Origin of the sequence: Nocardioides aequoreus, from assembly GCF_000720335.1 — a bacterium.
GTDB classification, from domain to species: Bacteria; Actinomycetota; Actinomycetes; order Propionibacteriales; family Nocardioidaceae; genus Marmoricola; species Marmoricola aequoreus.
Window position 1 is genome coordinate 110,669 of record NZ_JOJN01000005.1, and the last position, 17,996, is coordinate 128,664.

At 72.6% G+C, this 17,996-nt stretch carries 16 protein-coding genes; 6 read left to right on the forward strand and 10 right to left on the reverse strand.

Going from position 1 to position 17,996, the window contains the following annotated elements; translation table 11 throughout:
• The first annotated feature begins 120 nt into the window (after positions 1 to 120).
• Positions 121 to 840 carry an MIP/aquaporin family protein gene (locus IG63_RS0111695; RefSeq protein WP_030484548.1) on the forward strand — a complete coding sequence of 240 codons (720 nt, stop codon included), beginning with the start codon at positions 121 to 123 and terminating at the stop codon, positions 838 to 840.
• 78 nt (positions 841 to 918) lie between these two features.
• A complete protein-coding gene (gene glpK / locus IG63_RS0111700) occupies positions 919 to 2,433 on the forward strand; it encodes a glycerol kinase GlpK (RefSeq protein WP_030484549.1) in 1,515 nt (504 codons plus the stop codon).
• A gap of 325 nt (positions 2,434 to 2,758) precedes the next feature.
• On the opposite strand, the gene argG is transcribed toward glpK, so the two are convergent.
• Genes argG through IG63_RS0111750 form a run of 9 tightly spaced genes read right to left on the reverse strand, consistent with a single transcriptional unit; the run spans position 2,759 to position 10,863 of the window.
• The gene (argG, locus tag IG63_RS0111710) at positions 2,759 to 4,192 is read right to left on the reverse strand and encodes an argininosuccinate synthase (protein ID WP_030484550.1); all 1,434 of its coding nucleotides are present in this window, start codon (positions 4,190 to 4,192) and stop codon (positions 2,759 to 2,761) included.
• A gap of 31 nt (positions 4,193 to 4,223) precedes the next feature.
• Positions 4,224 to 4,772: an arginine repressor gene (locus IG63_RS0111715; protein ID WP_030484551.1), complete on the reverse strand. Its 549-nt coding sequence runs from the start codon at positions 4,770 to 4,772 to the stop codon at positions 4,224 to 4,226.
• Complete coding sequence (argF, locus tag IG63_RS0111720) at positions 4,769 to 5,713, reverse strand: ornithine carbamoyltransferase (RefSeq protein WP_030484552.1); 945 nt, start codon at positions 5,711 to 5,713, stop codon at positions 4,769 to 4,771. The genes IG63_RS0111715 and argF overlap by 4 nt, the downstream gene beginning before the upstream one ends.
• The gene (locus IG63_RS0111725) at positions 5,710 to 6,933 is read right to left on the reverse strand and encodes an acetylornithine transaminase (RefSeq protein WP_030484553.1); all 1,224 of its coding nucleotides are present in this window, start codon (positions 6,931 to 6,933) and stop codon (positions 5,710 to 5,712) included. Before IG63_RS0111725 ends, argF begins: the two co-directional genes overlap by 4 nt.
• Positions 6,930 to 7,886, reverse strand: coding sequence for an acetylglutamate kinase (argB, locus tag IG63_RS0111730; protein WP_051706648.1), 957 nt, complete (start codon positions 7,884 to 7,886; stop codon positions 6,930 to 6,932). Before argB ends, IG63_RS0111725 begins: the two co-directional genes overlap by 4 nt.
• Positions 7,883 to 9,034 carry a bifunctional glutamate N-acetyltransferase/amino-acid acetyltransferase ArgJ gene (argJ, locus tag IG63_RS0111735; RefSeq protein ID WP_030484555.1) on the reverse strand — a complete coding sequence of 384 codons (1,152 nt, stop codon included), beginning with the start codon at positions 9,032 to 9,034 and terminating at the stop codon, positions 7,883 to 7,885. The genes argB and argJ overlap by 4 nt, the downstream gene beginning before the upstream one ends.
• Complete coding sequence (locus IG63_RS0111740) at positions 9,031 to 9,441, reverse strand: ACT domain-containing protein (RefSeq protein WP_036195279.1); 411 nt, start codon at positions 9,439 to 9,441, stop codon at positions 9,031 to 9,033. The genes argJ and IG63_RS0111740 overlap by 4 nt, the downstream gene beginning before the upstream one ends.
• A 20-nt stretch (positions 9,442 to 9,461) precedes the next feature.
• The gene (argC, locus tag IG63_RS0111745) at positions 9,462 to 10,502 is read right to left on the reverse strand and encodes an N-acetyl-gamma-glutamyl-phosphate reductase (RefSeq protein ID WP_157210143.1); all 1,041 of its coding nucleotides are present in this window, start codon (positions 10,500 to 10,502) and stop codon (positions 9,462 to 9,464) included.
• 43 nt (positions 10,503 to 10,545) lie between these two features.
• Entirely contained in the window at positions 10,546 to 10,863 is a 318-nt protein-coding gene (locus IG63_RS0111750) for a putative quinol monooxygenase (protein WP_030484558.1), read from the reverse strand.
• A 148-nt stretch (positions 10,864 to 11,011) separates the two neighbouring features.
• Here IG63_RS0111750 and IG63_RS0111755 point away from each other — a divergent pair, with 148 nt between their 5' ends.
• The gene (locus tag IG63_RS0111755) at positions 11,012 to 11,821 is read left to right on the forward strand and encodes an IclR family transcriptional regulator (RefSeq protein ID WP_169741791.1); all 810 of its coding nucleotides are present in this window, start codon (positions 11,012 to 11,014) and stop codon (positions 11,819 to 11,821) included.
• A 21-nt stretch (positions 11,822 to 11,842) separates the two neighbouring features.
• Here the strand turns inward: IG63_RS0111755 and IG63_RS0111760 are convergent, their stop codons facing one another.
• Positions 11,843 to 12,865 (reverse strand): epimerase, encoded by a 1,023-nt coding sequence (locus tag IG63_RS0111760; protein ID WP_030484560.1) that lies wholly within the window; start codon positions 12,863 to 12,865, stop codon positions 11,843 to 11,845.
• Positions 12,866 to 13,046: 181 nt separating this feature from the next.
• Between IG63_RS0111760 and IG63_RS0111765 the strand changes: the two genes are divergently transcribed.
• The 3 genes from IG63_RS0111765 (at position 13,047) to IG63_RS0111775 (ending at position 17,972) form a co-directional block, all read left to right on the forward strand.
• A complete protein-coding gene (locus tag IG63_RS0111765; protein ID WP_036195282.1) occupies positions 13,047 to 13,559 on the forward strand; it encodes a hypothetical protein in 513 nt (170 codons plus the stop codon).
• 1 nt (position 13,560) lies between these two features.
• Positions 13,561 to 15,147 carry a GMC family oxidoreductase gene (locus tag IG63_RS0111770; RefSeq protein ID WP_030484562.1) on the forward strand — a complete coding sequence of 529 codons (1,587 nt, stop codon included), beginning with the start codon at positions 13,561 to 13,563 and terminating at the stop codon, positions 15,145 to 15,147.
• Between the two features lie 167 nt (positions 15,148 to 15,314).
• Positions 15,315 to 17,972 (forward strand): FAD-binding and (Fe-S)-binding domain-containing protein, encoded by a 2,658-nt coding sequence (locus IG63_RS0111775; RefSeq protein WP_245604413.1) that lies wholly within the window; start codon positions 15,315 to 15,317, stop codon positions 17,970 to 17,972.
• The last annotated feature ends 24 nt before the right edge of the window (positions 17,973 to 17,996 follow it).

Below are 17,996 nucleotides of genomic sequence, written 5' to 3' on the forward strand. Positions count from 1 at the left end.
GGGCGGATGCCCCCACTCTAGGGACTCCCCGAGGGCCACGACATGTGCAAGAGTGCCAGCCGGGGAGCCCAGTGTCTCCCGTCACATTCGAAGTCAACGGCGACGGCGAAAGGGCACGTCATGCTCACTGACATCTTCATCCCCGAGGTGCTCGGCACCGCAACACTGCTGCTGCTCGGTTGTGGCGTCGTCGCCAACGCGGTGCTGCCGAAGACCAACGGCAACGGCGGCGGCTTCCTGATGATCAACTTCGGCTGGGGCATCGCGGTCTTCGCCGGTGTCTACGTCGCCTTCAAGTCGGGCGCCCACATCAACCCGGCGGTCACCTTCGGGCTGCTGGCCAGCGGCGTCGACTTCACCGTGGGCGAGATCGCCACCTACCTCGTCGCCCAGCTCATCGGTGCCTTCCTGGGCGCGGTGCTGGCGTGGGCGGCGTACAAGAAGCACTTCGACGACCCCGAGGCAGACGAGGGCTCCAAGCTCGGCGTCTTCAGCACCGGCCCCGGCATCCACGCGCCGGCGTGGAACGTCGTGACCGAGGTGATCGGCACCTTCGTGCTGGTCTACGTGATCGTCGCCTTCGGCAGCACCCCCAGCGGGCTCGGCCCGCTCGCCGTCGCGCTGCTCGTCGTCGGCATCGGCGCCAGCCTCGGTGGCCCCACGGGGTACGCCATCAACCCGGCGCGCGACCTGGGCCCGCGCATCGCCCACGCCCTGCTGCCGATCCCCGGCAAGGGCAGCAGCAACTGGGCCTACTCGTGGGTGCCGATCGTCGGTCCGCTCGTCGGCGGGGTCCTCGGCGGCTTCGTCGCCGCCGCCGTCGGCTACCCCGCCGCCTGACCCCGCCGCCTGACCCCGCCGCCTGACCCTGACCGACCTGCCCGACCTGCCCGACCACCACCTGGAGGAACCACCAGCATGGCCACCTACATCCTGTCCATCGACCAGGGCACGACCAGCACCCGCGCGATGATCTTCGACAAGAGCGGCTCCGTGGTCTCGGTCGACCAGGTCGAGCACGAGCAGATCTTCCCGCGCGCCGGATGGGTCGAGCACGACCCGATCGAGATCTGGGAGAACACCCGCAAGGTCATCGGCGGCGCGCTCGCCAAGGCCAACCTCAACAGCAAGAACATCGAGGCCGTCGGCATCACCAACCAGCGCGAGACGGCGGTGGTGTGGGACAGGACGACCGGCCAGCCGGTCTACAACGCGATCGTCTGGCAGGACACCCGCACGCAGAAGATCGTCGACGAGCTGGCCGGCGACGAGGGCACCGACCGCTACAAGGAGACCGTCGGCCTGCCGCTGGCGACGTACTTCTCCGGGCCCAAGGTGAAGTGGATCCTCGACAACGTCGACGGGGCGCGCGAGAAGGCCGAGGCCGGTGACCTGCTCTTCGGCAACACCGACAGCTGGGTGGTGTGGAACCTCAGCGGCGGCGCCGAGAACGACGGCGTCCACATCACCGACGTCACCAACGCCAGCCGCACGATGCTGATGAACCTCTCCGACCTCACCTGGAACGAGGACATCGCCGCCGACATGGGCATCCCGATGTCGATGCTGCCCGAGATCAAGTCCAGCTCCGAGGTCTACGGCGAGTGCAAGCCCGGCGTCATCAACGGCACGCCCATCGCCGGCATCCTCGGCGACCAGCAGGCCGCGACCTTCGGCCAGGCGTGCCTGGAGAAGGGCACGGCCAAGAACACCTACGGCACCGGCAACTTCATGCTGCTCAACACCGGCACCGAGCAGGTGCCGTCGGAGAACGGGCTGCTGACGACGATCTGCTACAAGATCGGCGAGGAGGAGACGGTCTACGCTCTCGAGGGCTCGATCGCGGTCACGGGCTCGCTGGTGCAGTGGATCCGCGACAACCTCGGCATGATCTCCTCCGCGCCGGAGATCGAGGACCTCGCCAAGGGCGTCGACGACAACGGCGGCGCCTACTTCGTGCCGGCCTTCTCCGGCCTCTTCGCCCCGCACTGGCGCCCCGACGCCCGCGGCGCGCTGGTCGGCCTCACCCGCTACGTCAACAAGGGCCACATCGCCCGGGCGGTGCTGGAGTCGACCGCCTTCCAGACCCGCGAGGTGCTCGACGCGATGAACGCCGACTCCGGGGTGCCGCTCACCGAGCTGCGCGTCGACGGCGGCATGGTCGTCAACGAGACGCTGATGCAGTTCCAGGCCGACATCCTGGGCGTCGACGTGGTGCGGCCTAAGGTCGCCGAGACTACCGCGCTGGGGGCGGCGTACGCCGCGGGCCTGGCGGTCGGCTACTGGGAGAACACCGACGACATCACCGCCAACTGGGGCGAGGACAAGCGCTGGAGCCCGCAGATGGACGACGCCGAGCGCGAGCGCCTCTACCGCAACTGGAAGAAGGCCGTCACCAAGACCCTCGACTGGGTCGACGACGACGTCGAGTGATCACGGCCCGCTGTCCGAGCCTGCGAGACAGCGAGCGGCCGGGAGGTCGAGGAGAGAGGACCCCGAGGCTGAGGGACGAAGCCTCGGAGCAGGTCCGAAGGTCGAGGAGAGGACCCCGAGGCTGAGGCACGAAGCCTCGGAGCAGGTCCGAAGGTCGAGGAGCCGGAGCCAGACCCGACGGAGGAGGGCCTGGATCCGGCGTCACGAGACCCGGTGAGACGAAGGGACGGCCGTGAGCACGGTCGTCCCTTCGTCGTACGAGGTCTCGAGACGGTCGCTGCGCGACCTCCTCGACCACCCGGAGGTCAGGTCGGCCACCCGGAGGTCAGTCGGTGCCGACCTCCATGGCGGCGTCGTCGAGGAGGCGGTCGGACGCGTCGCCCTCGGCCTGGGGGTTCTTGGCGATCCGGTCGTAACCGCCGGGCTCGAGCTCGCCGTAGAGCGTGCCGTGCTCGACGAGCACCTGGCCCTGGTCGAGGGGCTGGGAGGCGTACTGCTCGAGCTTGTCGCGCGAGTCGGCGATGTCGAGGTTGCGCATGGTGAGCTGCCCGATGCGGTCGGTGGGGCCGAAGGCGGCGTTGTCGGTGCGCTCCATGGAGAGCTTGTCGGGGTGGTAGGAGAAGTTCTCCCCCGACGTGGCGAGCACGGTGTAGTCCTCGCCGCGCCGCAACCGCAGCGTCACCTCGCCGGTGACCAGCGAGGCGATCCAGCGCTGGATGCCCTCGCGGATCATCAGCGCCTGCGGGTCGAGCCAGCGGCCCTCGTAGAGCAGCCGGCCGAGCTTGCGGCCCTCGGTGTGGTACTGCGCGATGGTGTCCTCGTTGTGCACCGCGTTGAGCAGCCGCTCGTACGCCGCCCAGAGCAGCGCCATGCCGGGCGCCTCGTAGATGCCGCGCGACTTGGCCTCGATGATGCGGTTCTCGATCTGGTCGCTCATGCCGAGCCCGTGGCGCCCGCCGACGGCGTTGGCCTGCATGACCAGGGCGACGGCGTCGTCGAAGCGCTCGCCGTCGATGGCGACGGGACGGCCCTGCTCGAAGCGCACGGTGACGTCCTCGGTGGGGATCTCCACGCTGGGGTCCCAGAACTTCACGCCCATGATCGGCTCGACGGTCTCGAGGGAGACGTCGAGGTGCTCCAGCGTCTTGGCCTCGTGGGTGGCGCCCCAGATGTTGGCGTCGGTCGAGTAGGCCTTCTCCTGGCTGTCGCGGTAGGGCAGGTCGTGCTCGACGAGCCACTGGCTCATCTCCGCCCGGCCACCGAGCTCGGTGACGAAGTCGGCGTCGAGCCACGGCTTGTAGATCCGCAGCTCGGGGTTGGCCATGAGACCGTAGCGGTAGAACCGCTCGATGTCGTTGCCCTTGAAGGTCGAGCCGTCGCCCCAGATGTCGACGCCGTCCTCGTGCATCGCGCGCACCAGCATGGTGCCGGTGACGGCGCGGCCGAGCGGCGTGGTGTTGAAGTAGGCGCGACCACCGGAGCGGATGTGGAAGGCACCGCAGGCGATCGCGGCGAGCCCCTCCTCGACCAGCTGGGTGCGGCAGTCGACGGCGCGGGCGATCTCGGCGCCGTAGAGCAGCGCGCGGTCGGGCACGCCGCTGATGTCGGGCTCGTCGTACTGCCCGATGTCGGCGGTGTAGGTGCACGGGATGGCGCCGCGGTCGCGCATCCAGGCGACCGCGACGGAGGTGTCGAGGCCGCCGGAGAAGGCGATGCCGACCTTCTCGCCGACGGGCAGGGAGGTGAGGACCTTGCTCACGAGTGGTGCTCCTTGAGGTGCGTGGGGGAATTCAGTGGGGCAGGGGGCGGACCTGGCCGGAGGCGCCGGCGGCGGCGCCGTGGGCCAGGTCCACGAGTCGTCGTGCCACGCCCTCGCCACCGTCGGGGTCGCGGGCGATCACCAGCACGGTGTCGTCGCCCGCGATGCAGCCGAGCACCCCGGCCAGCTCGGCCTTGTCCATCGCGGAGGCGAGCAGCTGGGCGGCGCCCGGCGGCGTGCGCAGCACGACGAGGTTGCCGTTGGCCTCGGCCGAGACCAGCAGCTCCTCGCACCACCGGGCGAGCCGGTGCTCGCTGGCCGCCGTCTCGCGGGGCGGGGCCGGGGCACGGTCGCCGCCCTCGGCCGGGACGGCGTACACCAGCGCGCCGGAGGGGGCGCGCACCTTCACCGCGTCGAGCTCGACCAGGTCGCGCGAGAGCGTGGCCTGCGTGACCACGAAGCCGTTGTCGGCCAGCAGCTCGGCGAGCTCGGCCTGCGAGCGCACCTCCTGGGTCTCGAGCAGGTGCACCACCAGCTGCTGCCGGGCGCTCTTGGTGTGCGGGATCTGGGCCTGGCTCACGTGGGCTCCCCGAGCACGCCGGGGTCGAGCAGGGCGGCGAGCACGGCCTTCTGCACGTGCCGCCTGTTCTCCGCCTCGTCCCAGACCACGCTGCGCGGGCCGTCGAGCACCTCGGCGGTGATCTCCTTGCCGCGGTACGCCGGCAGGCAGTGCAGCACGAGGGCGTCGTCGGCGCCGCGCTCGAGCATCGCCTGGTCGAGTCGCCACGCGCCGAAGACCTCGGCCCGCGCCTCGGCCTCGGCCTCGCGGCCCATGGAGATCCAGGTGTCGGTGACGAGCACGTCGGCGCCCGCGGCGGCCTCGGCCGGGTCGTCGACGGAGATCGCCGACCCGCCCGTGGTGCCGGCGATCTCGACCGCTCGCGCGAGCATCGCCGGGTCGGGCCGGTAGCCCTCGGGGCCACTGACCCGCACGTGCATCCCGGCGGTCGCCCCGGCGAGCAGCAGGCTGTGGGCCATGTTGCTCGCGGCGTCGCCCAGGAAGGTGAGCGTCTGGCCCGGCAGGGGGCCGCGGTGCTCGCGCACGGTGAGCAGGTCGGCCAGCGCCTGGCAGGGGTGCAGCTCGTCGGTCAGCGCGTTGACCACCGGCACCCCGGCGTACGCCGCCATCTCCTCCAGGCTGCTCTGCGCGAAGGTGCGCCACACGATGGCCGCCGACTGGCGACCGAGCACGCGCGCGGTGTCGGCGACCGACTCCCGCACGCCGATGCCGGCGAGGGCGCCGTCGACGGTCATCGGGAAGCCGCCGAGCTCGGCGACCCCGGCGGCGAAGGAGGCCTGGGTGCGCAGCGTCGGCTTGTCGAAGACCAGCGCGACCACCTGCGGTCCGGCGAGCGAGGCCAGCGCGAAGGGCTCGGCCTTGAGCCGCAGCGCCAGGTCGAGCACGGCGGCCTGCTCCTGCGGGCTCAGGTCGTCGTCGCGCAGGAAGTGCCGCGCCGTCACGACGACGCCTCCGGCAGCTGCTCGGCGTACGCCGCGTCGAGGATGCCGGGCCACGCCGCGAGGAAGGCGTCGGCCTGCTCGCGGGTGAGCACCAGGGGCGGCGCGAGCCGGATCCGGTCGGGCGTGGGCGGGTTGACGATGAAGCCGGCGTCGAAGGCGTGCTGGTAGACCTGCGGTGCCCGGGGCTCGGTCAGGGTGAGCCCGACCAGCAGGCCGCTCCCCCGGACCTCGACGACCCGGTCGTCGGCGAGCAGCCCCTCGCGCAGGTGCGCGCCGAGCCCGGCCGCGTGCGCCAGCAGGCCGTCGCGCTCGATGGTCTCGATCACCGCGAGGGCGGCCCGCGCCGAGACCGGGTTGCCGCCGAAGGTGGTGCCGTGGTTACCGGGCCCGAAGGTGTCGGCGGCCTCGCCCAGGGCGATCAGCGCGCCGATCGGGATGCCCCCGGCCAGCCCCTTGGCGACGGTGACGAGGTCGGGCACGATGCCGCTCGAGGCGTGCGCGAACCACGCACCCGAGCGCCCCATCCCGGTCTGTACCTCGTCGAGCCACAGCAGCGCACCGTGCTCGGTGGTGACCTGCCGCACCGCGCGCAGGTAGTCGTCACCGGCGGGGTTGACCCCCGCCTCGCCCTGCAGCGGCTCGAGCACGACCGCGGCGGTGCGGTCGGTGACGGCTTCTCGCAGGGCGGCCTCGTCGCCGTACGGCACGAAGGTGACGTCGCCGGGCAGCGGCTCGAAGGGCTCGCGGTAGGCGGCCTTGCTGGTCAGCGCCAGCGCGCCCATGGTGCGGCCGTGGAAGCCCTCCTCCATCGCCACGACGTGGGTGCGCCCGGTCAGCCGGGTGAGCTTGAAGGCCGCCTCGTTGGCCTCGGCCCCGGAGTTGGCGAAGAACACCTTGCCGAAGGAGGAGGGGCGCGGGGTCTCGACAGGCTCGACCGAGGAGTGCAGCAGGTCGAGCAGCTTCTCCGCGAGCGCGACCTGCGGCTCGGTGGTGAAGAAGTTGGAGACGTGGCCCAGCGTGCGGAGCTGGTCGGTCACGGCGTCCACCAGCGCGGGGTGGGCGTGGCCGAGGGCGTTGACGGCGATGCCGCCGAGGAGGTCGACGTACGACGAGCCCTGGTCGTCCCAGACCACCGCGCCCTCGCCGCGCACCAGGGCCAGGCGCGGCGGGCCGAAGGTGTTCATCATCGACGCCGCGTAGCGCTCCTGCAGCTCGCTCATGCCGTGCCCTCCCCGTCCTCGTCGCCGTCGGTGTAGGCCTTGCGCAGCTTGGTCTCGACGCCGGGCAGGACCTGGGTGCCGACGCCCTCGGCGGTGAAGAGCTCGACGAGCACGGAGTGCGGCACCCGGCCGTCGACGACCGTGGCGCGCGGCACGCCGCCCGCGACCGCCTGGTGGCAGGCGGCCATCTTCGGCACCATCCCCGAGGCCAGCGAGGGCATCAGCTCCTCCAGCGCCTCGGGGCTGATCTCCTGGATCACGTCGTCGCTGTCCGGCCAGTCGCGGTAGAGCCCCTCGACGTCGGTGAGCACCAGCAGCTTCTGCGCCTGCAGCGCCACGGCGAGCGCGGCGGCCGCGGTGTCGGCGTTGACGTTGTGCACCACGCCCGACGCGTCGGGGGCGACCGAGGAGATCACCGGCACGCGGCCGGCCTCGATGAGGTCGAGCACGGCCTCGGGACGCACCTGCTCGACCTCGCCGACGAGACCGAGGTCGACCTCCTCGCCGTCGACGACCGTGCCGGTGGCCTTGGCGGTGAAGAGCCCGGCGTCCTCGCCGGAGAGCCCGACGGCGATGTGGCCGTGCTGGTTGATGAGCCCGACCAGCTCGCGCTGCACCTGGCCGACCAGCACCATCCGGACGACGTCCATCGCCTCGGGCGTGGTGACGCGCAGCCCGCCGCGGAACTCCGACTCGATGCCGAGCTTGTCGAGCATGCGGGAGATCTGCGGGCCGCCCCCGTGCACCACGACCGGCTTGAAGCCGGCGTACCGCAGGAAGGCGATGTCCTCGGCGAAGGCGGCCTTCAACGACTCGTCGGTCATGGCGTTGCCGCCGTACTTCACCACCACGACCTTGCCGTGGTAGTCCTTCAGCCACGGCAGGGCGCCGGCGAGGATGCGGGCCGGCCGGTGGGAGTACGGGCGCTTGTTGGTCACGTCGTCACCGCTCATGAGGAGTACGCGCTGTTCTCGTGCACGTAGGCGTGGGTCAGGTCGTTGGTCCAGATCGTCGCCTCGTGGGGACCGGACTTCAGGTCGACGGTGACCGTCACCTCGCGCCCGGTGAGGTCGACGAGGTCGCGGCTCTCCGCCGGCGTCGACGAGCGACAGACCCACACGTCGTTCATCGCCACGTCGAGGTCGAGCGGGTCGAAGGCGGCGGACGTGGTGCCGAGGCTGGCCAGCACCCGGCCCCAGTTGGGGTCCTTGCCGAAGATCGCGGTCTTGAAGAGCGCGCTGCGGGCGATGCTGCGCCCGGCCTCCAGTGCGTCGGCCTCGGAGGCCGCGCCCCGCACCGTGATGTGCACGTCGTGCTCGGCGCCCTCCGCGTCGCGCAGCAGCTGCAGGGCGAGGTCGACGCAGGCCTCGGTGAGCGCCTCGGCCAGGGCGTCGACGCCGGGCTCCACGCCGCTCGCCCCGCTCGCCTGCAGGGTGACGGTGTCGTTGGTCGACATGCAGCCGTCGGCGTCGAGCCGGTCGAAGCTCTGCGCGGTCGCCCGGCGCAGCGCCTCGTCGAGCTCGGCTGGGCTCGCGACCGCGTCGGTGGTCAGGAAGACGAGCATGGTGGCGAGCTGCGGCGCGAGCATGCCCGCGCCCTTGGCCATGCCGCCGATCGACCAGCCGTCGCGCTCGACCACGACCTGCTTGGCGACCGAGTCGGTGGTCATGATGGCGTGCGCCGCGTCGTCTCCCCCGTGCTCGCTGAGCTGCGGCACCAGGGCGTCGACGCCGTCGAGCAGCGTCTGGCGGTCGTTGAGCAGTCCGATCAGCCCGGTCGAGCACACCAGCACGTCGCCCGCGCCGATGCCGAGGCCCGAGGCGACCTGCTCGGCGGTGGCGTGCGTGACCTGGAAGCCCTCGCTGCCGGTGTAGCAGTTCGCGCCGCCGGAGTTGACGACCACCGCGCGCACGGTGCCGTCCTTGACGACCTCCTTGCTCCAGATCACCGGGTTGGCCAGGCAGCGGTTGGAGGTGAAGACGGCCGCCGCGGCGAAGCGGGGACCCTGGTTGACCAGGAGGGCCATGTCCTTGCGGTCCTCGCCCTTGATGCCGGCGGCCAGGCCGGCCGCGACGAAGCCTGCGGGGTGCGTGACGCTCATCGGCTGCCCTCCACGGGGGTGGCGACCTCGACGGTGTGCCCCGCGCCGGTCCAGGCGGCGGTGGCGGCCTCGGCCGACTCGCGCGCCACCAGGATCCAGTCGGTGTCGAAGGTCGAGATGGTGAAGACGGGGATGCCCGCCTCGGCCAGCGGTGCCAGGAGCGTGGCGAGCACGCCCACGAGCGCGTGGTCGAGCGGCCCGCGCACCTGGAAGGCCGTGAAGGGGCCGGCCTGCTTGGCCTTGGTCGGCACGCTGCGCTTGGCGCAGACCAGGCTGGTCTCGGTGGCCGTCGCGGTGATGCTGAAGAGCGACGACGACTCCGCCCACGACGGGATCTCGGCGCCCGGGCCCAGCCGCACCACGGCGACCTGCTCGGGGAAGACCTCGAGCGTGAAGGGCCCGCTCACGGGGCCACTCACTGGCCCACTCACGGGGCCAGCCCGACGCTGGTGAGACCGGTGGTCTCGGGGAGGCCGAGGGCGAGGTTCATGCACTGCACCGCGGCGCCGCCGGTGCCCTTGGCCAGGTTGTCGACCACGCCGACCGCGACCAGGCGGCGCACCGACTCGTCGAGGGTGACCTGCACGTGCACGCTGTTGGAGCCCAGCACGCTCTTGGTCGTCGGCCACTGGTCCTCGGGCAGCAGGTGCACGAAGGGCTCGTCGGCGTAGGCCGCGTCGTACGCCGCGCGCAGGTCGGCGGCGCTCACGCCCTCGCGCACGCTGGCGCTCGCGGTGGCCAGGATGCCGCGCGGCATCGGCACCAGCATCGGGGTGAAGCTGACGCGGACCTCCTCGTCGGTCAGCGTCGAGAGGTTCTGCACGATCTCGGGGGTGTGGCGGTGGCCGCCGCCCACGCCGTACGCCGAGGCGGTGCCCATCACCTCGCTCCCGAGCAGGTGCGGCTTGGGGGCCTTGCCGGCACCACTGGTGCCGGAGGCGGCGACGACCACCAGGTCGTCGGCCTCGACCAGGCCGGCCGCGACCGCCGGGGCGAGGGTGAGGGTGGAGACGGTCGGGTAGCAGCCGGGAACGGCCACCCGTCGGCTGCCGCGGAGCTGCTCGCGCTGGCCCGGCAGCTCGGGGAGCCCGTAGGGCCAGGACCCGGCGTGCTCGGAGCCGTAGAAGCGCTCCCAGGTCGCGGGGTCGGTGAGCCGGAAGTCGGCGCCGCAGTCGACCACGACGGTGTCCTCGCCCAGCTCGGCGGCGACCGGACCCGACTGCCCGTGCGGCAGGCCGAGGAAGACGACGTCGTGCCCGGCCAGCGTCTGAGGGGTCGTCTCCTCCAGCACCCGGTCGGCGAGCGGCACCAGGTGTGGCTGCAGCGCACCCAGGCGCTGACCGGCGTTGGACCCACCGGTCAGCGCCCCGATCTCGACCTCGGGATGGGCTAGGAGCAGGCGCAGGACCTCTCCCCCGGCATACCCGGATGCTCCGGCTACGGCGACCTTGACGCGTGACATGTGCATGACCATACAGGCTCATGCATATGTGCGCGCGGCGGACGTCGGGTCAGACCCGCATCTCGCCGAGGTCGTCCCAGTGGTCGCCCTCCATCAGCACGTTGCGCACCTTCGGGGTCGCCTGGAGGTACTGCGGCAGGTCGGCCTGGGCCTGCTTGAAGTGCTCGGAGGTCACGTGCGCCTCGGCGGCGTCGTCCTTGAAGGCCTCGATGAGGACGTACTCGTGCGGGTCCTCCACGCTGCGGGACCAGTCGAAGAAGAGGTTGCCGGGCTCGGCACGGGTGGCCTCGGTGAAGTCACGGCTGAGCTCGATCCAGTCCTCGGCGTGCTCCGGCTTCACCTTCCACTTCACGCAGATGAAGATCATGTCGCGCTCACTCCTTCGTGGTGCTGGTCGTGGGACGTGTGGTCCGACCCTGCCAGAGCGCCACGAGGGCCACCACGCGGGTTGTCGCGGGGTGAGAGAGCCAGGCTCGCCGCTACCGGCGCGACCACCCGGCTCCTACAGTGTGACCGTGGTCACCACCGTCTCCGAGCGCGGCAGCGGCGACGGCGTGGAGCACGGGTCGCGGCCGGGGTCGGTGCACCGGACCCTCGACATCCTCGAGGTCGTCGCGGCCAAGGGTGGCGCGTCGGCCAAGGAGATCGCCGACACCACCGGCCTGCCGCTGCCGACGGTCTACCGGCTCGCCCGCGAGCTGCTCGACAGCGACTACCTCGTGCACATCCGCGAGGAGCGACGCTTCGAGCTGGGCTGGAAGCTCCACCAGCTCGGGGTCTCGCTCCACCAGCAGATCGGGGTGTCGCGCGAGGTGCGTGCCGAGGTGACCGCGCTGCACGACCAGCTCGGGCTGGCGGCGTACTTCGCGGTGCACCGGGGTCACCAGATCGCGGTCGTCTTCACCGCCGACTCCCCCGACCACCCGCGGCTGCGGCCCCTGGAGTTCGGCTTCCACGAGGCGGCCCACGCCACCGCGCTCGGCAAGATCATGCTCGCCAACATGGACGCCGACCAGCGCGCGCTCCACCTCGACCCGGAGCCGATGCCGCGCTTCGGGCCGGGCACCCTGACCCGCCACGCCGACCTCGACGCCCAGCTCGAGGTCGTCGCCGACCGCGGGCTGGCCTGGGAGCACGGCGAGTTCCAGGCCGGCGCCACCTGCGTCGCCGCCGCGGTGCGCGGCGGCAACGGCGTGCTGCTGGGGTCGGTCGCCGTCTCCGGGCCGGACGGACGGATGGACTGCGGCGTGGCCGAGACCGAGGCCGCCCTGCGCACGACCGCGTCGCGGGTCAGCCGCTTCTACCGCTCCGGCCACACCCGCTGACGCTCCCGCACCACCCCGCCCTCACGCGGCCGTGCCGCGCCGCATCTCCCGCAGCGTGCCCACGAGGCCCACACCCTCCGGCCGCCGGACCACGTGCGCCACGAGGTCGCGCGCCGCGTCCGGCCAGGTCGGGTGCGCCAACTCGAAGCCGGCGTCCAGGAGACGTCCCGGACTGACGCGGCGGCTCTTGAGCAGCAGCTCGGGGTCGGTGCGCAGCGCCCAGGCACCGGCGGCGGCCATGCCGGCGGTGGCGGGCAGCCCGACCCGGCGTCCCCAGGCCTCGCGCAGCACCCGCATCAGCTCGGCCTGGGGCAGCGCGTGCGGGGCGGCCAGGTTGACCGGACCGGCGAGGTCGTCGCGGGCGAGCAGGAGGTCGACCGCGCGCACCATGTCTGCCTCGTGGATCCAGGAGACGTACTGCGTGCCACCGGCCACCGGACCGCCCGCACCGACGCGGGCGAGCGCCGAGAGCACGTCGAAGACACCACCTTGCTCGGGACCCATCACCATGGCCGTGCGCAGTGCCACCCGACGCGTGTGCGGGAGGTCGGCCTCCTGCTGGGCAGCCTCCCAGCGCCGGGCGATCCGCACGCTGTACTCCCAGTAGAGCGGGACGTGCGACTCCTCGCCGCCGAGCACCCCGGAGCGCTCGTCGTTGGCGGGGTTGCCGGGCTCGTCGGAGCGGTCGGCGTAGATGGTGGCCGTGCTCATCTGCAGCCACACGCGCGGCGGTCGCGACGCCGCCGCGACCGCCGCGCCGACGGCGCGGGTGGAGTCGACGCGGCTGCGCATCATCTGGCGCAGGTGGGCGTCGGTGTAGCGGCAGCTCACCGAGCGTCCGGCGAGGTTGACGACCGCGTCGGCACCGTCGACCTCGCGGCACCACGCCCCCGGACCGCGGCCGGTCCACCGCACCAGCCTGGCCCCCGGCTCCACCACGCCCTCGCGTCGGCTCAGCACGACGACCTCGTGCCCCTGCGCCGCCAGCGAGCGCTGCAGCACGCGACCGACCTGACCGGTGCCACCGGGCACGACCACCTTCATGGTCCGAGCCTACGCGGGTTCTTGAACGCGTTCAAAAGATCGTGCGCACCGGGCAGCGGCGAGGGTTCCTCGTCAGGTCACCCCGCGCACTTATCAGCCGACGAGAACGCCGGTTGGTGCACCCGCGACGCCGACCTAGCGTGACCGAGGTCACCACCGGCCAGACCTGGGAGGCCCACCGATGCCCGAGACCCCCGCCCTCGCCCCCGCGGTGCGCACCAACCTGGTGCGGCTGCTGCGGGCGGCCTACCCCCACCCGAGCTTTCCCGACGGTCCCTACGAGCGGACCGCCGACCACATCCTCGGCCAGCTCGACGAGTCGCTGTGGCACCGGATCGCGCTGACCTCCGGCCTGGAGTCGCTCGACGCCAGCGCCCAGCGCAGCCGCGGCACCGCCTTCGCCGACCTCGACGACGACGCCGCCCTGGCGCTGCTGCGCGGCATCGCCGACGCCGAGTTCTTCGCCTTCATCCGCGGCGTCACGGTGGTGACGCTCTACAACGACCACGAGGTCTGGGACCTGCTCGGCTACGAGGGCGAGTCGTACAGCAAGGGCGGCTACCTGCACCGCGGCTTCGACGACCTCGACTGGCTGCCCTCCCCCCGGGTCGAGGAGTACGACGGCCCCGAGCGGCTCGTCGAGGTCGCCCCGGACGACGTCCCCGCCACGACGAGCACGACCGGAGGTCGCTGACATGGCCGAGAGCATCCCCGAGCTGGGCAACCCGATCGCGCACGACGAGGAGGTCGTCGTCATCGTCGGCTCCGGCGCCGGTGGCGGCACCGTGGCCTACGAGCTCTCCCAGCGCGGCATCCCGTGCGTGGTGCTGGAGGCCGGACCCTGGCTGAAGCCCGAGGACTACGAGAACGACGAGTGGGCCGCCTTCAACCAGATGGCGTGGCTCGACAACCGCACCGCCTCCGGCCCCTACCGCGTCGCGACCGACTTCCCCAACCTGCCGGCCTGGATCGTCAAGGCCGTCGGCGGCTCCACGACCCACTGGTCGGGCGCGACGCCGCGCTTCCGCGACTACGAGTTCCGCACCCGCAGCCACTACGGCGTCGTCGAGGGCGCCAACCTGCTCGACTGGCCGATCACGCTGGCCGACCTGGCGCCGTACTACGACCGCGCCGAGAAGGCGATCGGGTCGACCCACCGCCACGGGCGCCCGGCGCTGCCGGCCAACAACAACTACAAGGTCTTCGCCAACGGGGCGGAGAAGGTCGGCTACAAGTTCTACGCGACGGGTCCGTACGGCACCAACGCCGAGCCGTACGACGGCCGGCCGGCGTCGATCCAGGACGGCTTCAACTTCCAGGGCGACAAGTCCACCGCGAAGTGGAGCACCGCCGTGCGCGAGGTGCCGCGCGCCATCGCCACCGGCCGGTGCGAGCTGCGTCCGTCGAGCCAGGCCGTGCAGGTCACGCACGACGCCCGGGGGCGCGCCGACGCCGTGCTCTACCTCGACGCCGAGGGCAACCTGCACCGTCAGGCGGCCAAGGTCGTGTGCGTGGCCGGCAACTCGATCGAGTCGCCGCGGCTGCTGCTGATGAGCGCCAGCTCGCTGCACCCCGACGGGCTGGCCAACTCCTCGGGGCAGGTGGGTCGCAACTACATGCGGCACACGACCGGGTCGGTCTACGCCCGCTTCGACCAGCCGGTGCGCATGTACCGCGGCGAGACCATGGCCGGCATCATCGCCGACGAGGCCCGCCTCGACACCTCGCGCGGCTTCGCCGGCGGCTACTACATGGAGACGCTCTCGCTCGGGCCCGCCTTCCTGGCGGCCTTCGTCGAGCCGGGCTCGTGGGGACCGGAGTTCACCGAGGTGATGGCGGCCTACGAGAGCACGGCCGGCCTGTGGATCGTCGGCGAGGACCTGCCCCAGGAGAGCAACCGGGTGACGCTGAACCCGGCGCTGCAGGACCAGTGGGGCCTGCCCGCGCCGGACGTGCACTTCGAGGACCACCCCAACGACGTGGCCATGCGTGAGCACGGCTACGGCCGGGCTGACATGCTCTACGAGGCCGTGGGCGCCTTGGGCACCCACCACACGCCGCCGTACCCCGCCACGCACAACCTGGGGACGTGCCGGATGAGCGAGCGACCCGAGGATGGAGTGGTGGACCAGTGGGGACAGGCGCACGACGTGCCGGGGCTGTACGTCAGCGACGGGTCGGTGATGACCACCGGGGCGGCGGCCAACCCGACGCTGACGATCGTCGCCCTGGCGATCCGGCAGGCCGAGCACATCGCGGAGCAGCTGGGCACGGGGGCCTGACCTCGCCGCTGGCCGAGCGGCTGGCCGCGGAGCTCGGTGAGGGGTGCGGCGTACCCCTCACCGGGAGGCCGCTCGACCTGCTGGCGCACGCCCACGACGCCTCGCACTACCTGCTGCACCCGCAGGCCCTGGCGACCCCGCGCGACCTGGCCGACGTCGCCGAGGTGATGCGTGCCTGCACCCGGCTCGGCGTGCCGCTGACCTTCCGCAGCGGCGGCACCTCGCTCTCCGGACAGGCGCTCAGCGACAGCGTCATGGTCGACACGCGCGCCGGCTTCACCGGCATCGAGGTGCTCGACGGCGGCCGGCGGGTGCGGGTGCAGCCCGGCGCCACCGTGCGTGCGGTCAACACCCGCCTCGCCCACCACGGCCGGGCCCTGGGTCCCGACCCCGCGAGCGAGGTCGCCTGCACGCTGGGCGGGGTCATCGCCAACAACTCCTCGGGCATGCAGTGCGGCACCGAGCGCAACACCTACCGGACGCTGGAGTCGATGGTCGTCGTGCTGCCCAGCGGCACCGTCGTCGACACCGGGGCGCCGGACGCCGACGAGGTGCTCCGGCTGCACGAGCCCGCGCTGCACGCCGGCCTGGCCCGCCTGCGCGAGCGCGTGCGCGGCTCCGCGGAGTCGGTGGCCACCCTCGAGCGGCTCTTCGCGCTGAAGAACACGATGGGCTACGGCCTCAACAGCCTGCTCGACCACGAGCGGCCGGTCGACGTCCTCACCCGGTTGATGGTCGGCAGCGAGGGCACGCTGGGCTTCGTGGCCTCCGCGGTCTTCAACACCGTCGAGGTGCGACCCCACGCCGCGACCGGCCTGCTCGTGACCGACGACCTCGCGACCGCCACGGGCGCCGTCCCCGCGCTGCTCGAGACGGGCGTCGTGACCGCCGAGATGCTCGACGCCGCCGCGCTGCGCGTCGCCCAGCAGGACCCGGGCTGCCCCGAGCAGATCAAGCGGCTGCAGGTCCGCGACCACGCCGCCCTGCTGGTCGAGCTCCAGGCCGGCTCCGCCGAGGAGCTCGAGGAGGCACGGCGGCAGGCGGAGCCCGGCCTCGCCGAGCTGCCGCTGACCGAGGCGGCCGACCTCACCACCGACCCCGCCGCCCGCGCGTCGCTGTGGCGTACCCGCAAGGGCCTCTACAGCGCGGTGGCCAGCGCGCGTCCCCAGGGCACCAACGCGCTGCTCGAGGACGTCGCCGTGCCCGTGGCTCAGCTGGCCGAGATGTGCCGGGGCCTCACCACGCTCTTCGGCGACCACTCCTACGAGGGGTCGGTGATCTTCGGGCACGCGCGCGACGGCAACCTGCACTTCCTGCTCAACGAGCGCTTCGACGACGAGGCCGCGCTGCGCCGCTACGAGGACTTCACCACCGACATGGTCGACCTGGTGCTCGGCCTCGGCGGCACGCTCAAGGCCGAGCACGGCACCGGCCGCATCATGGCGCCCTTCGTCGAGCGCCAGTACGGCGCCGAGCTCACCGCGGTGATGCGCGAGGTCAAGGACCTCTTCGACCCCGCCGGGGTGCTCAACCCCGGCTCGGTCCTCACCGACGACCCCGGGCTGTGGCTGCGCGACCTCAAGACCGCGCCACCGGTCGAGGAGGAGGTCGACCGCTGCGTCGAGTGCGGCTTCTGCGAGCCGGTCTGCCCCTCCCGGTCGCTGACGATGACGCCTCGCCAGCGCATCGTCGTACGCCGGGAGATCGCGGACGCCGAGGCGCGGGGCGACACCGTGCTGGCCGCGTCGCTGCGCGACGACTACGAGTACGACGGCGTCGACACCTGCGCCGCCGACGGCATCTGCGCCACCGCCTGCCCGGTGCTCATCAACACCGGCGACCTCGTGAAGCGGCTGCGGGCCGAGTCGTCGGGCCGGGTGGCCGAGAAGGCCTGGGAGGTCGCCGCCGACCACTGGGACGCCGCGACCCGCGCCGCCTCCGGCGGGCTGTCGCTGGCCGCCCGGGCACCCGGAGCGGCGGAGCGGGCGTCGTCGGTCGGACGTCGGGTGCTCGAGCTGCCCCAGTACGACGCCGGCCTGGGCGCCGGCGGCGCGCGGCGCGAGGTGCTCCACGACGAGGCCCCGGAGGCGGTGCTCTTCAGCGCCTGCGTCGGCACCATGTTCGGCAGCGAGGGCGGCCTGGGCGCCGACGGCGCCCTGCGCGCGCTGTGCGAGCGCGCCGGCGTCCGCCTGCGCACGCCCGCGGACCTGCCGTCGCTGTGCTGCGGCACCCCGTGGCGATCGAAGGGCCACACGGCCGGCTACGAGCGGATGGCCGACCGCGTCCGCGCCTCCCTCGCCCTGGCCACCGACGGCGGCCGCCTGCCCGTGGTGGTCGACGCGAGCTCGTGCACGGAGGGCCTCCGCGGCGTGCTTGTGGGGCCACAAGCACGCGACACGGCGGACGCCGAGGGTCCGTTGCCCGGAGAGGTGCTCGACGCGACCACCTTCGTGCGCACCGTGCTGCTGCCGCGGCTGACCGTCACCGCCCCCGTGCCGGCCGTCGTGGTGCACCCGACCTGCTCGTCCACGGCGCTGGGCGTCACCGACGACCTGGTGGCGCTGGCGCGGGCGTGCTCGGACGACGTCCGCGTGCCCGACGCGTGGGGGTGCTGCGCCTTCGCGGGCGACCGCGGCCTGCTGCACCCCGAGCTCACGGCCTCCGCCACCGAGCCCGAGTCGGCGGAGGTCGCGTCGATGGACCTGCCGGCCGGAGCGGCGTACGTCTCGGGCAACCGCACCTGCGAGATCGGGATGACGCGGGCGACCGGGGCGTCGTACCGGCACGTGCTGGAGGTGCTGGAGGAGGCCACCCGGCCGGCCTGATCCCTCAGGTCGCGGCGCCGCTGA